This is a genomic window from Flavobacterium sp. J372 (genome assembly GCF_024699965.1).
Lineage (GTDB): Bacteria > Bacteroidota > Bacteroidia > Flavobacteriales > Flavobacteriaceae > Flavobacterium.
Genome location: NZ_JAJOMZ010000004.1, coordinates 471,567 through 485,281 on the forward strand (window position 1 = coordinate 471,567; position 13,715 = coordinate 485,281).

Below are 13,715 nucleotides of genomic sequence, written 5' to 3' on the forward strand. Positions count from 1 at the left end.
GCTACCAGTCTTTTTCCTGTCTTGCAGGCTGCCCCTGCACTTTGCCTTTATTTACGCGTTCCTGTACTTTTTTCTCCTCATTATCCATAGCATCCAGCAGGTTTTGTATACGCTGCTGTGACGGGCCCTGCTCTGCCTTCTGCTCTTTGTCATTGCCGCCTCCGCCTTTGTTCTGGTCTTTATTTTCACCTTTGCTTTTTTCCTGGTCAGGGCGTTGCTTCTGGTCGTTCTGCTGGCCGTTAGGGTCGCTGTCAGGCCTGTTTTGCTTATTGTCATTACCATCACCTTTGTTCGGGTTTTGGCTCTTGTCATCACCTTCTTTCTGCTTGCTGTTGCCCTGCGACTGGTTCTCTTTCAGCATCTTTTTCGCCAGGGCATAGTTATAGCGCGTCTGTTCATCAGCAGGGTTATTACGCAACGCTTCCTTGTATGCCTCCACGGCACGCTGGTAATCTTTCTCCTTCATAAGCACATTGCCAAGATTGTGCAAAGCCATGTGTTTTTGCTGCTTTGTTTTTGCATTCTTAATGGCCTTTGCGTAAGAACCTGCCGCTTCAATTGGCGAACCCTGCCTGTATATGGCGTTGCCCAGGTTATATGCGGATGCAGATTTAGTCGGTGCGTTGGATGAAGACACCCTGTACTCCGCCTCCGCAGAAGGATATTCTTTCTTTACGAATTTCTTGTTGCCTTCCGGCAGGTGCGGGTCTTTATCCTTTTTCTTTTCCTGGGCGAAAACAGCAACCGTCAGGAAAAGCAGGCAGTAGGTCATCAGTCTTTTCATTGCTCCTTTTCGTTAAACAGGTTAAGCTTCTTTATCCAGGCGGTCTTTCTCTCAAGCAGGAAAAAGTCTAATATCAGCAACAGCAAAGCCGCAGCCAGGAACCACTGGTACTGCGAATCATATTCTGCAACGCGGCGCGATTCAAATCCGGTTTTTTTGCTGCTGCTGATTGTGTTTTTCACATAATCTGTAACAGCCTTGGTACTTTGCCCGGAAATATATCCTCCGCCCGTGGCCTGCGCCAGCGCCTGGAGAGCCTCGGGGTAAAGCTTCGTTGTCACGGTATTGCCTTCGCTGTCCTGCTTGTAGCTGTAGATGATGCCGTTGCGGCGCATCGGGATAGGACCACCCTTGGTTGTCCCTAAGCCTACAGTAATAATTTTAATGCCTTTTTCCTTCGCACGTTCAGCCGCAGAGATACTGTCTTCACCGTGGTCTTCACCGTCCGAAAGAAGGATAATGAGCTTGCTGCTGTCAGGGTCATCAAAAAAGGTTATGGCCATATCAATCGCCGCGCCAATAGCAGTCCCCTGAGACGACACAATATCGGTATTCACCCCCTCGAGGAACATCTTCGCTACGCCATAGTCTGTCGTTATTGGCAGTACCGGGTAGGCTGCACCGGCATAACCCACTATACCTATCCTGTCGCTGCCAAGGCCGTTTATTATTTGAGACACTATCTGCTTGCTGCGTTCAAGGCGGCTCGGGGCCATATCTTCGGCCAGCATACTTTTCGATACATCCATTGCAAATACAATGTCAATACCCTCACGCTTCACGGTCTCAACCTTTGTGCCGATTTTAGGGTTTACGATGGCTATTATCACACAGGTTATTGCCAAAAGCAACACTGCCCACTTAAGCGCCTGCTTGAAAACCGAACGCTCCGGCGCCAGTTTCTCAACCAGCTCTGCATTGCCAAATTCTCTTTGCTTCTTGCGGCGCCAGTACACTTCATACAGGTACAGGGCCACGAGCACCGGCACGAGCGCTAAAAGGTAGAGGTATATGGGCTTATCCAGTTCGTACATTATATAAAGCTTCTGTATAAGGTTTTACGCGCTAGTGCTTCTAAGAGCAGCAGGCCCAGCGCCAGGAACACAAACGGCCTGAACCATTCGGTATAGCTATAGTAGCGTATATCATCAAGTTCCGTAGTTTCCAGTTTATTTATATCTGCATAAATGCTTTTCAGGCTGCTGTTATCCGTTGCGCGGAAGTACTGCCCGCCGGTCTGCTTGGCAATGCCTTTTAATATTTCTTCATCAATCTTTACCGGCTGCATCTGGTAGCGCAGCTTCCCATCCGGGCCCAAAGCGTAAGGGAACTCAGCGTTGCCATTAGTCCCGATGCCGATGGTATATACTTTAATATTGAACTCCTTTGCCAGGCCGGCTGCTGTAAGCGGCTCTATCGTTCCGGCATTGTTCACACCATCTGTAAGCAAAATTATCACCTTGCTTTTGGCCTTGCTGTCTTTTATACGGTTTACTGCCGTTGCCAGGCCCATGCCTATTGCCGTACCGTCTTTTAATATTGTATTGTCAAACCTGATAGAGCGTATCGCTTCCTTTAGCAATGCTTTATCACTGGTAATCGGCGTACGCGTGTAGCTTTCAGCAGCGTATAATACCAAGCCTATACGGTCATTTCTTCGGGCATCTGTAAAGTCGGCCGCCACTTCTTTTAGGGCCGTGAGCCTGTCGGGTTTCAGGTCGCGCGCCAGCATACTGCCCGAAACGTCAATTGCCATAACAATATCTATCCCTTCCAGTTTGCGCGAACGGCTGTCGGGGTCCATAGTCCTCGGCCTTGCCAGCGCTATTATCATGAATACCATTGCAGCGATACGCATCCAGAACAAGGCAGGATACAGCCTCATCCGTAAAGAAGGTGATGCCTTAAACCCCTGTACCGAACTTACATTAAGCACAGCGCGATTCCGGCCTTTCTTTATAAAACGCCAGGCAACTATTGCCGGGATAAGCAGCAACAGCCAGAAGAAAGCAGGATTTAAAAATGATATGCCGCCCATCAGTTAAGTTTCTTAAATTCTATCGATTCTCTTATCCTCTTCACTATTTCAGCTCCGGCGGCATCACCTTCGCGGTGCATCATGATAACCTGCTGCAGGCCATTAGGCTGCTTATAATAAATCGCTTCATAATACACCCTGCCGCCTTCATCATCACCCTGCGCAGGGTAGCGCATTGTCCCGGTAGCCTTAAGCCCCTGAGTGCCATCTTTAACTGTAAAGGGATCCTGCTTAACCGAGATATTTGTCATACCTTGTTTCTCCCATAATTGCACGGTACTATCAAACGCTTGTGCCAAATCAGCATCACCCGGCTGCTTGTACAGCATGGTGGTTGCACTGATAACAAAATCGCCTTTTGCAGTGCCGAACGCAAATACTGCTGTTTCCTTGTTTTTCTCAATGATTTCTTTCGGCAAAATCTTCTTGGCATCTTCGCGCAAGAGTACTTTCGGGGTTTCCATTACTATTCCCGGCACACCGTATTCACTCTTCACCCACTCGCCCTCAAGCAGTTCCTGGGTTGTGTTACCTATGTAATTATCCCTTATGTACCTGCCTCCGAAGAACACACCAACTAATAGCAACAGGAATGCTGCTATGCCGATGCCGGTGTAAATCTTCCTGCGTTTTGCATCGCGCAGCTGTTTTTCGCGAAGCGCCATAGCCATTTTATCTTCCTCATCGATTACATCAACCGGAATGGCTTTTTCAATGATGATGATGCTCTGTTCTATCGTCTGCCTGTCTTCCGCAATGGTATTTTCAGGCGGAATAGCCTTCGCAAATTTCACCATGTCAGCTGTACGCAGCACCTTTTCAAGCTTTGCAAATATTTCTTCCGAAAGCCGGATTTTTTCTTTTGCGTAGTTTTCTGCATCGCCTCGATGAGCTCGCCTGTAGTGCTCTCCATCGCCGGGATTTCAATGGCCTCTTCAATGTAAGTACGGGCAATATCAGTCAGCTCACTGTAGTATTCTTTTACCGCGCCTTTTTGAAGCAACGACTTTTGTTCCAGCTCCTGTAAATGAGTTGTTGCTTTTTCAATTGGCGAAAGTTCGATTATTACCTCGCCTTTCTTCTGCCTTGGTTTTCTTTTCTTATACCATTTCCACCCGAAGTATCCCAACACGCCAACGGCAATCGCAATCAGCACATACAGCCACCAAAGGCTTGGTGCAGGCCCGGCAATTACAGGCTTTATGTCATACATCTTCTGCTTCAGCGTATCAACAACAACATCCTTAACTTCAAGGGTAACGGGCTTTGTATCGACAAGCTTTTTACCGATGACAACCGTAAGCGGCGGGATGGTGTATTTACCGGGATCGAACTGAGTGATGCCATACTTTTTAGATAGTTCCAGCAGTGCACCTTTCTTCACGGTATCTGTCGGGTAAGCCTCAAGCACTTCGAGCATACCGAAAGATTTTCCTGTCGGGAAATTGACTTTTGTGTTGCTGTTTACGGTAGCTTTGATTGTAAGATTAGCCTGTGCCCCTATTTTTATGGTGTCTTTATCAAGCGTTGCGGTAACGCCGTTTTGCTGGGCATAGGATACAAAACCCGCCAGCATTGCCAATAAGATATATAGTGTCTTCAGTTTATACATTCTCAAAAATTCATCAGGCCCGTGCCTTAAAGTAGCCTAACAATTTGGTTACGTAAGATTCATCTGTGCGCACGCTCACCGTTCCGGCACCACTCCGGCTAAAGGTTTCCTTAAAGTTCTGCACCATATCGCGGTAGTACTTTTCATAATTAAGGCGGACTGATTTGCTGCCAGTGTCAACCATCATAGTCTCGCCGGTTTCAGCGTCAGCCATTGGCACAAGTCCCACGTCAGGCATCTTTTCCTCACGGATGTCGTACACGCGCACGCCGGTTATATCATGTCTTTTCGCCGCAATCTTAAGTGTATGCTCATAGCCTGTCGCCATAAAATCACTTATCAGGAATACGATTGCTTTTTCTTTTGCGTACCGCTCAAAAATTGTAATGCCTGCGCCAGGTCGGTTTTTTTGCTCTTCGGCGTAAATTCCAAAAGCTCACGGATAATGCGCAGCACATGTGATTTTCCTTTCTTCGGCGGGATGTACAGCTCTATGATGTCACTGAACAGCAGCAGCCCTATCTTGTCATTATTCTGTGTTGCCGAAAAAGCCATGGTTGCAGCAATCTCGGTAATGATATCTTTCTTAAACCCGTTTTGCGTACCGAAACTCTCACTGCCGCTCACATCTACCATCAGCATCATAGAGAGTTCGCGCTCTTCCTCAAAAACTTTTACGTACGGCTCATTGTAGCGCGCGGTCACATTCCAGTCTATGGCCCTTACGTCATCGCCAAACTGGTACTGGCGCACTTCGCTAAAGGTCATACCGCGCCCCTTGAACGAAGTATGGTACTCGCCCGAAAACACGTGGTCACTAAGCCGCCGCGTCTTAATCTCTATCTTGCGTACTTTCTTTAAAAGTTCTTTTGTATCCATTTTTTGTTTGAATGTTGAAAGTTGTAATGTTTGAAAGTTCTTCGCGATGAACGGTGACCGTCCAACTTTTAAACTTTCAACTTTCTAACTTTTAACTATGGCACCTCAACCTCATTCACAATCTTGTTGATGATATCAACCGATGTGATGTTTTCAGCCTCTGCCTCATAGGTTACACCCACACGGTGGCGAAGCACATCATACACCACGGCTCGAACATCTTCAGGGATTACGAAGCCCCTGCGCTTGATGAAGGCATGGCATTTTGCCGCCATGGCCAGGTTGATGCTACCCCTTGGCGATGCGCCGAAACTGATGAGCGGCTTTACTTTCTCCAGCTTGTACTGCTCAGGGAAACGGGTGGCGAATACCAGGTCCAGTATATATTTTTCTATTTTTTCGTCCATGTACACCTCGCGCACTGCCTGCTGCGCGCGGGCTATCTGCTCCAGCGATGCTACCTGATTTACCGTGGCGTGGCTGCCCTTCAGGTTCTGGCGGATTACCAGGCGCTCTTCATCCATTTTAGGGTAATCGATAACCGTCTTCAGCATGAAACGGTCTACCTGCGCTTCCGGCAACGGATACGTTCCCTCCTGCTCTACCGGGTTTTGCGTTGCCATTACCAGAAACGGGCGCTCCAGCTTAAAGGTCTGCTCGCCAATGGTTACCTGCTTTTCCTGCATGGCTTCAAGTAATGCCGATTGTACTTTGGCCGGAGCACGGTTAATCTCATCGGCCAATACGAAGTTGGCGAAGATTGGCCCTTTCTTTATGGAAAACTCGTTTTGCTTTATGTTGTATATCATGGTACCAACCACGTCTGCCGGCAGCAAATCGGGCGTGAACTGGATGCGGCTGAAGCTGCCATGCACTGCCTGGCTTAGTGTATTGATGGCAAGCGTTTTGGCAAGCCCGGGGACACCCTCAAGCAAAATGTGCCCTTGCCCGAGCAGGCCGATAAGCAACCTTTCTATCATGGTTTTTTGGCCAACAATCACTTTGTTCATCTCCATTGTCAGGAGGTCAACAAAAGCGCTTTCGCGTTCTATTTTTTCATTGATGGCCTGTATGTTTATTGCGGAAGTATTTTGTTCCATTGTTTTCTATTTTGGAGTGTGAATTTACTAAGGTTTTTTGATACTGACAATCCATTGATAAACTTTATACGTGCGCTGTTAATGTATTGTTAAAGAAATAATTTTACTGCACTGGGGTTTACGCTGGCGACAAGTATTTTTGCTATTTTTAACGGCACCGTTTTAACAACGGAAAGTTTACAGATAAATTATTTTGAATACCTTTTTTAATTGATGGAAATAAATTTTTCGCCGATAATTGCCGGCTGTATGAACTGGGGCGCATGGCAGGCTAATTTCACCACAGCCCAGATGGCAGATTTAATGCAAACCTGCGTAAACAATGGAATCACGACGTTTGACCATGCCGATATTTACGGCGGCTACACTACCGAGGCCGAATTTGGCGCTGCCTTTGCCCAAAGCGGAATTGCCCGAGATGCCATCCAGCTTATTTCAAAATGCGGAATACAACATACAGTTGGCAGCAGGCCGAACAAAGTAAAGCATTATGATTACTCGAAGAATTACATTATCTGGTCGGCAGAAAACTCCCTTAAAAACCTGAAAACTGAATACTTAGACCTGCTGTTGCTGCATAGGCCGAGCCCTCTCATGCAGCCTGACGAAATTGCCGAAGCTGTTGAAAAGCTGAAAAGCTCAGGAAAAATCAGGAGTTTTGGGGTGAGTAATTTCACCAACAGCCAGACCGATTTAATACGCTCGCGTACTAAAGTTGATGTTAACCAGATAGAGTTTTCGGCAACGGCATATACCCCAATGCTCGACGGAAGCCTTGACTATATGCAGGTTAACAATATAAAACCGATGGCATGGAGCCCGGTAGGTTCGGTTTTCAAACATGATACGCCACAAACCCAGCGCCTTAACAAACTTCTGATTGATCTTGTAGCAAAATATGAAAGGCCGGCCGATGTTATTTTGTTTGCCTGGATTATGCAGCACCCGGCAGGTATTATCCCTGTGAGTGGTTCTATAAAAGCCGAAAGGCTCATCAATCAGATGAAAGCCAAAGATTTACGGCTTGATCTTGAAGACTGGTTCGCAATCTGGACGGAAAGTATGGGCGAAAAAGTGCCTTAATGAGTTGGAAAGTTAAAAGTGATAAAGTTGAAAAGTTCCACTCAAAACATTTTGAACATTAAACATTTAAACCTTACAGAAATAAAATGAAAACAGCTTTAATTACAGGTGCTACCAGCGGTATTGGCAGGGCGACGGCGCGGTATTTCGCCAAGAATCATTTCCGCCTTATCCTGTGCGGGCGCCGAGATGACAGGCTTGCTGAAGTTCAGGACGAGCTTTCTCCACTCACCATGGTACACACGCTAAACTTTGACGTTCGCAGCAAGAACTCTACCAACGAAGCCATTGCTTCTATTCCCGATGAGCTGAAGAACATTGATATCCTTGTAAACAATGCCGGCAATGCCCATGGCCTTGACCCGATTGAAAGCGGTGATGTAGCCGACTGGGACATGATGATCGACATCAACCTGAAAGGCTTGCTGTATGTTTCTCAGGCTGTTATACCGGGGATGGTAGAGCGCAAAAGCGGACACATCATCAACATAGGCTCGGTTGCAGGCAAAGAAGTGTACCCCAACGGTAACGTGTACTGCGCTACCAAACACGCTGTTGACGCGCTGAACCAGGGTATGCGAATGGACCTGAACCAGTACGGCATACGCGTTGGCGCTATTAATCCGGGTGCGGTTAATACCGAGTTCAGTGAGGTGAGGTTTAAAGGTGACACCGAACGTGCTGCCAATGTTTACAAAGGCTTTGAACCGCTCAAGCCCGAAGATATTGCCGATATCATAACGTTTGTCGTGACCCGCCCTTACCATGTAAATATTGCTGATTTACTGGTATTACCAACGGCTCAGGCGAGTGCAACACAGATAAAAAAGTTTTGAGTTGCGGGCTGCGGGTTGCGGGTTGCGAAGTAAAAGAAGACAAATAACTAATCAAATTTTATGGCTAAAATTCAAAGATTTGAAGATTTAGAGGTTTGGCAGCTTGCCAGGGAAATAAGCGTTGATATTTGGCGATTGATTGAGCAACTTCACTTAGCAAAGATTTCGAGTTAAAAAATCAGATAAGCCGCTCTTCAGGTTCAGTGATGGATAATATTGCCGAAGGTTTTGAGAGAAATGGCAATAGAGAGTTTATTCAATTCCTCAGTATTGCTAAAGGTTCATGTGGAGAAGTAAAGTCACAATTATATAGGGCTTTAGACCGCAATCATATCTCTCAACTGGAATTTGAAGAAATAGTTGCAAAGGCTGACACTGCAAATAGTAAACTCGGTTCCTTTATTTCTTACCTCAATTCAGCTAACTACAAAGGCAGCAAATTCAGTAATCCCGGAACTTTACAGGCTGGTCCCAACGCGCAACCCGAAACCCGCAACCCGCAACAACCATGATCAACAAACGGCTTCTTATCAAGAATCTGCTTGCTCACAATGATGAGGGTACTTTTTATGACAAGAAACGCCAACTAAACCTACACACAAAAGAAGGTAAGGCCAAATTTGTGAAGCATATTTGTGCGCTCTCAAACAGCAATCCTTCTAACAACTCCTACATTGTTGTTGGTGTGGAAGACCATGACAATGAGATAACCGGGACAGATTTCTACGATGACAGCCGCATACAGAACCTGGTAAATGCCTTTTTAGATAACCCGCCGACAATCCAGTACGAGAACGTCCCCTTCCCCAGCCTGCCGAAAGACAGGGTTATAGGCCTGGTGACAATTCATCCTGATGCACGGCCTTCATCTTTCAAAAAAATATTTATACCATACATGCAGGTATGAGCTTTTACAGGCGCGGAAGCAATTCTATTCCGGTTGATGTTCTCCCTGATGCAATTCCGGGAAACGCTGATACCGTTGCGGAGATTGAAAACAGTTCCCGCAACAGCATTGCCCATACGCTTGACGGCGTGCTGGACTTCATCAATAACCGGCACAAAGACATGACTGCAAAACACAAGGTTTTCAAAGAACTGTTTGTGGTGTGCTGGGCCGGGCATAAGAAAGTGGTGAAGGGCCAGACATATTTTTCGCGGGTCGACATAGAGCTTATCAATGAACAGGTGAAACTATTCTATTCTACGCTTGATGAAGTGAGCATAAAGTATGATGAAGACAGTTTTGTGATTACAGAGTATGTCGCACTCGGCCTGAATGACAAAACCAGTTACTACCCGCTGGAAGAAGTGACTATCAGTTTTCAGGACAATGGTGATTACCGGATAAACTCTACGCTGTTGTTTGACCCGCCTCAGTACAACCGCAAGATGATGCACCACATTTATAACGCCAATCTTGCGCTATTAGAAAAACTGGCAAAAGGTTTGGCATTATCTCCGCGCGAACATAAAGACCTTGAAAACCTGCCATCTACACTTATGCTTTGTTTCCTTAATGGGTTTACTGATGCAAAACAAAAACTGGCCGATGCTAAATCTTTACTAAAGAGTTACACTAATCCCACCGTATACATTTCCTTTAAAGAAGCCATGCGGGTACTGCGGAAGATGAAGTATGCATAGTTTACAATTCTGTAATATTTATTTCTGATATTTTTTGTAAGTTGCGGTATGAGCAGAACCCTTGTTATTGGCGACATCCACGGAAGTTATAAAGCGTTTGTACAGCTTTTGGAGCGGGCAGCTGTCACCAAAAATGACCACCTTATTTTTCTTGGCGATTATGTTGACGGTTGGGGGCAATCGCCTGAAGTGATTGATTACCTTATAGAGCTTAAATCCAGGTATAAATGCATATTCATGCGTGGCAACCATGACGACCTGCTGCTCTCATGGCTACGTGACGGCGAGTATACCGAGCAATGGTTTACCCACGGCGGTAGGCTTACCATGGAATGTTACGAGAGATTGCCGGAAGAGAAAAAGCAATTGCATATCCTCTTTCTGGAAAGCCTTCAGGACTACTATCTTGACAATGATAATCGCCTTTTTGTACATGCAGGGTTTACGAACCTGAACGGTGTGAAACATGAATATTTTACCCGCATGTTTTATTGGGAGCGCACGCTATGGGAAACGGCACTGTCACTCGATATATCTTTAAAGCACGAAGACCCGCTGTATCCCAAACGTTTTACGCTGTACAACGAAATTTTTATTGGCCATACACCTGTAACACGTATAAATAAAACAACCCCGGTAAACAAAGCCAACATATGGAATGTTGATACAGGCGCTGCTTTTAAAGGGCCGCTTACAATTTTAGATGCCGACACCAAAGAATATTGGCAGAGCGACCCTGTTTATACACTATATCCGGAAGAAAGTGGCAGGAATTAGTAAACAGTCGCAGTCTCAGTTTACAGTAAGCATACGAATACTAATTTACCTTTTCTCAACTGTAAACTGAGACTGTAAACTAAGCCTTATCCATCCTCACAATCTTCGGGTGGAATGTTCCTGATAATGATACCAGATCTTTTTGCTGCGCCATAACTTTAGTAATGTCTTTATAGGCCATAGGAGCTTCGTCAAGTCCCGCGCCTAGCAAAGTCACTCCATAGTCTGCAAGCGTTTTATGCAGCTCGCTGTGGGTGATGTTTCTCTTTGCGACTGTGCGCGACATTTGCCTCCCGGCGCCGTGTGATGCCGAGTTAAGAGATTGCTCATTCCCCAGCCCTTTCACGATATAGCCGGGTGCGGTCATACTGCCGGGAATGATACCCATAACATTTTTGCCCGCCGGTGTAGCACCCTTGCGGTGAACTATGAGTTCCTGGCCATCGACTAGTTCTTTCCAGGCAAAGTTGTGGTGATTTTCAATTATTGCCAATGGCTTTTCACCCAAAGCGGAAGCAATACGCTTATGTATATCATGGTGGCAGGCTGAAGCATAATCACCCGCAAGGTTCATTGCCAGCCAGTACTCCTGCCCTTCCTGCGTAGCAAGATCAAGCCAGCCAAGGTGGCGCGCTTCTTTAGGCAATGGTGTATGCTTCATTGCAAGATCGGTGTAATGTTTGGCAACATTGGCCCCAAGCCCGCGGGAACCGCTGTGCGACAATACTCCTACATACTTACCCGGCGGCACATTGAAATCATTATCTTCTTCTGAAATTTCTACCAACCCGAATTCTACGAAATGGTTGCCCCCGCCGGAACTTCCTAATTGCTGTACGGCACGGTCTTTCAGCCGTTTTACAACGGGAATCGTCCTGAACTCTTCCCTGTCAAAAATATCATGGGGAGATGGCTTTTTCTGAACTTCATTCGCACCAAACTTTGTATGCTCCTGCAGTATCTTAATATACTTATCCTTGTGCCCCTCAAGGTAAGATGGCGCAATGTCATAAATACTAAGGCACATCCGGCATCCAATATCGACACCCACGCCGTATGGAATTACTGCGTTTTCGGTCGCCAGCACACCACCAATTGGCAAACCATAACCCTGGTGCCCGTCAGGCATAAGTGCTCCTTTACGCGACACCGGTAATGTTAAGGCCGTGTACAACTGGTCTTTCGCCCCTTGCTCTATCTGGTCTTCGCCGTATATTTTGAATGGAGCCCGCTCAGTGTTTAGCGCTCTTGATTCCGTGTGTTTGTTCTCCAGCAAAGCCTTCGCCACCTTGGAAAATGCGTCATGGGTAAGGTAATTATCAGGATACGTTAATACATCCTTAAGCGCAGCGAGCGCTTTGGGTCTGGTTTCTTTTTTATAATATTTTTCCATGGCATCCAGCGCCAGGCTTATTGCCTTAGTCTGCGGATACCCTATATCTTTGAGGTCTTTACCTCTTAATTTTAATTTTGCCATTTTTAATGTTTTTAAAAAGCCGGCGGCGTACCCGCCGGCATTATTAGTGTTGGCATGACTTTTCAAGTATATTCAACAATATTTTCAACAGTATGAAGACGATGATACGCAAAGCCACACTATTTTCAGCCCGTATGGCTGCCCGGACCTGTGCTTCGGGAAGGTTCGCGACACACTCTTCTTCATGGCCAATACCAGAGTTCTCCTTTGCCGCCCATTGCTGCATCACGCTTTCAGCCTCCTCGCACAATTCATCATTATACTTTGCCTGTGCCTGTACAATCCTTCGGGTTTCCAACTGCAACTCAATAGTACCAAGCCTTTCAAATTCAACCTGGCCCTTCATCTGCTTCCGCAAAGAGAAGATGGCGCTGGTACCGTCAAGGCAATCCTGCACATAATCGGCCACACAGTGCGACATCTCGTAGCCTTCTTCATACAACTCCACAGAGTTGGTAAGCTGCACTACCTTAAAGGTAGCCATTTCGGTTTCAAGAGTAAAGTCGTTTAACATTCTCCTATCCCATTCGCGGTAGTTTGCAGCCTCCCTTTTCCGCGCCATGTCAAGGTGCCACGCTCTCGCGTTACGGCAAACTGCAGCCCATGTACGGCCTTTTAATGTGTAAGCCTTATTCTCGGCTTTCATTGCAAAGATGTATTCCCATACTTCGTTCAAATCGTTTATGCCAATTTCAACCCTCACCATTGCGGCAAACCTTATTGCCTCTGCCCTGAAGGTTTCATCTTCAAACGTATCGCTGATGTTTGACCATGCCACCACGTTAGCCACATCTTCAGTAGTGCCGTACGCCAGTGCCTGTGCGCGCCTTATTGCTTCAGGTATAGTAAATGCATTAGTTGTAAGCCTGAAGATATTCTCCATCCGTCCGGTAAATTCTACAGGGAAACCACTAAGTTTTTTTACAGAATCTCCCCTGCCCATCTGCACATACCAAAGCATGTGTATCCTGTTGTTGCAGGCAAAAGCGTACTCCATAAACTCAGGCACCTCGTATCTCGCAAAACAGTGCCTTATCAGCGATGAAAGCTGGCCTTCAGGGCTAAGGGCATCAAGTTTCCATGATGATGGGTCATTCACCATTTTATCGCCAAATACAGAGATATTTGAAACTATGGTTATGAACTCCGGGTTTTGTAACAGCTTGTAACATTTTTTGGTATGCAGCAATAGCAACAAACCTTTGAAAACATCGCGCCTCCATGCCCTGTTCCCCATCCGGGCAAATTCTACCCTGACAGCGCTTTCTATAGTATTTTCATAACCAACAATGCCTGCAGGTTGCTGCGAAGCCCTTTCGACCATCGCCCTAAAACCCATGCTGAACGCATGTGTTGCTGCCGTTTCTTTTAAAGTGTCCATTTCTTTAGATTTTGGCAGCATGCGTACAGGCTGCCGGTTTAGGTTTTACTCATTAAATTTTTGTTGAATTTTGTTCGGATTTGTGTTTCGGGGAAGAGAAG

At 46.3% G+C, this 13,715-nt stretch carries 11 protein-coding genes and 3 pseudogenes; 5 read left to right on the forward strand and 9 right to left on the reverse strand.

The window, feature by feature from the left end:
* Window position 1 precedes the first annotated feature (1 nt).
* The 7 genes and pseudogenes from LRS05_RS02550 to LRS05_RS02580 all read right to left on the reverse strand — a co-directional run bounded on the left by LRS05_RS02550 (window position 2) and on the right by LRS05_RS02580 (window position 6,413).
* Window positions 2–784 (reverse strand): tetratricopeptide repeat protein, encoded by a 783-nt coding sequence (locus LRS05_RS02550; RefSeq protein ID WP_257866885.1) that lies wholly within the window; start codon window positions 782–784, stop codon window positions 2–4.
* Window positions 781–1,818 carry a VWA domain-containing protein gene (locus LRS05_RS02555; protein WP_257866886.1) on the reverse strand — a complete coding sequence of 346 codons (1,038 nt, stop codon included), beginning with the start codon at window positions 1,816–1,818 and terminating at the stop codon, window positions 781–783. The genes LRS05_RS02550 and LRS05_RS02555 overlap by 4 nt, the downstream gene beginning before the upstream one ends.
* Window positions 1,818–2,822 carry a VWA domain-containing protein gene (locus LRS05_RS02560; protein WP_257866887.1) on the reverse strand — a complete coding sequence of 335 codons (1,005 nt, stop codon included), beginning with the start codon at window positions 2,820–2,822 and terminating at the stop codon, window positions 1,818–1,820. The genes LRS05_RS02555 and LRS05_RS02560 overlap by 1 nt, the downstream gene beginning before the upstream one ends.
* Window positions 2,822–3,637: a hypothetical protein gene (locus tag LRS05_RS02565; protein WP_257866888.1), complete on the reverse strand. Its 816-nt coding sequence runs from the start codon at window positions 3,635–3,637 to the stop codon at window positions 2,822–2,824. Before LRS05_RS02565 ends, LRS05_RS02560 begins: the two co-directional genes overlap by 1 nt.
* On the reverse strand, window positions 3,613–4,434 hold the full coding sequence (locus LRS05_RS02570) for a BatD family protein (RefSeq protein WP_257866889.1): 822 nt from the start codon (window positions 4,432–4,434) through the stop codon (window positions 3,613–3,615). Before LRS05_RS02570 ends, LRS05_RS02565 begins: the two co-directional genes overlap by 25 nt.
* A 13-nt stretch (window positions 4,435–4,447) precedes the next feature.
* Window positions 4,448–5,313, reverse strand: a pseudogene (locus LRS05_RS02575) (DUF58 domain-containing protein).
* Between the two features lie 95 nt (window positions 5,314–5,408).
* A complete protein-coding gene (locus LRS05_RS02580) occupies window positions 5,409–6,413 on the reverse strand; it encodes a MoxR family ATPase (protein ID WP_257866890.1) in 1,005 nt (334 codons plus the stop codon).
* 210 nt (window positions 6,414–6,623) lie between these two features.
* On the opposite strand from LRS05_RS02580, the gene LRS05_RS02585 reads away from it, so the two are divergent.
* The 5 genes and pseudogenes from LRS05_RS02585 (at window position 6,624) to LRS05_RS02605 (ending at window position 10,756) form a co-directional block, all read left to right on the forward strand.
* A complete protein-coding gene (locus tag LRS05_RS02585; RefSeq protein WP_374707752.1) occupies window positions 6,624–7,496 on the forward strand; it encodes an aldo/keto reductase family oxidoreductase in 873 nt (290 codons plus the stop codon).
* Between the two features lie 86 nt (window positions 7,497–7,582).
* Entirely contained in the window at window positions 7,583–8,332 is a 750-nt protein-coding gene (locus tag LRS05_RS02590) for an SDR family NAD(P)-dependent oxidoreductase (protein WP_257866892.1), read from the forward strand.
* Between the two features lie 60 nt (window positions 8,333–8,392).
* A pseudogene (locus LRS05_RS02595) lies at window positions 8,393–8,844 on the forward strand (four helix bundle protein).
* Window positions 8,841–9,979 (forward strand): annotated as a pseudogene (locus tag LRS05_RS02600) (ATP-binding protein). Before LRS05_RS02595 ends, LRS05_RS02600 begins: the two co-directional pseudogenes overlap by 4 nt.
* A gap of 48 nt (window positions 9,980–10,027) precedes the next feature.
* Entirely contained in the window at window positions 10,028–10,756 is a 729-nt protein-coding gene (locus tag LRS05_RS02605) for a metallophosphoesterase family protein (protein WP_257866893.1), read from the forward strand.
* Window positions 10,757–10,835: 79 nt separating this feature from the next.
* On the opposite strand, the gene LRS05_RS02610 is transcribed toward LRS05_RS02605, so the two are convergent.
* Together LRS05_RS02610 and LRS05_RS02615 are read right to left on the reverse strand one after the other, a co-directional pair.
* Window positions 10,836–12,233 carry an RtcB family protein gene (locus tag LRS05_RS02610; protein WP_257866894.1) on the reverse strand — a complete coding sequence of 466 codons (1,398 nt, stop codon included), beginning with the start codon at window positions 12,231–12,233 and terminating at the stop codon, window positions 10,836–10,838.
* A gap of 43 nt (window positions 12,234–12,276) precedes the next feature.
* Window positions 12,277–13,614 carry a PcfJ domain-containing protein gene (locus LRS05_RS02615; RefSeq protein ID WP_257866895.1) on the reverse strand — a complete coding sequence of 446 codons (1,338 nt, stop codon included), beginning with the start codon at window positions 13,612–13,614 and terminating at the stop codon, window positions 12,277–12,279.
* Between the last annotated feature and the right edge of the window lie 101 nt (window positions 13,615–13,715).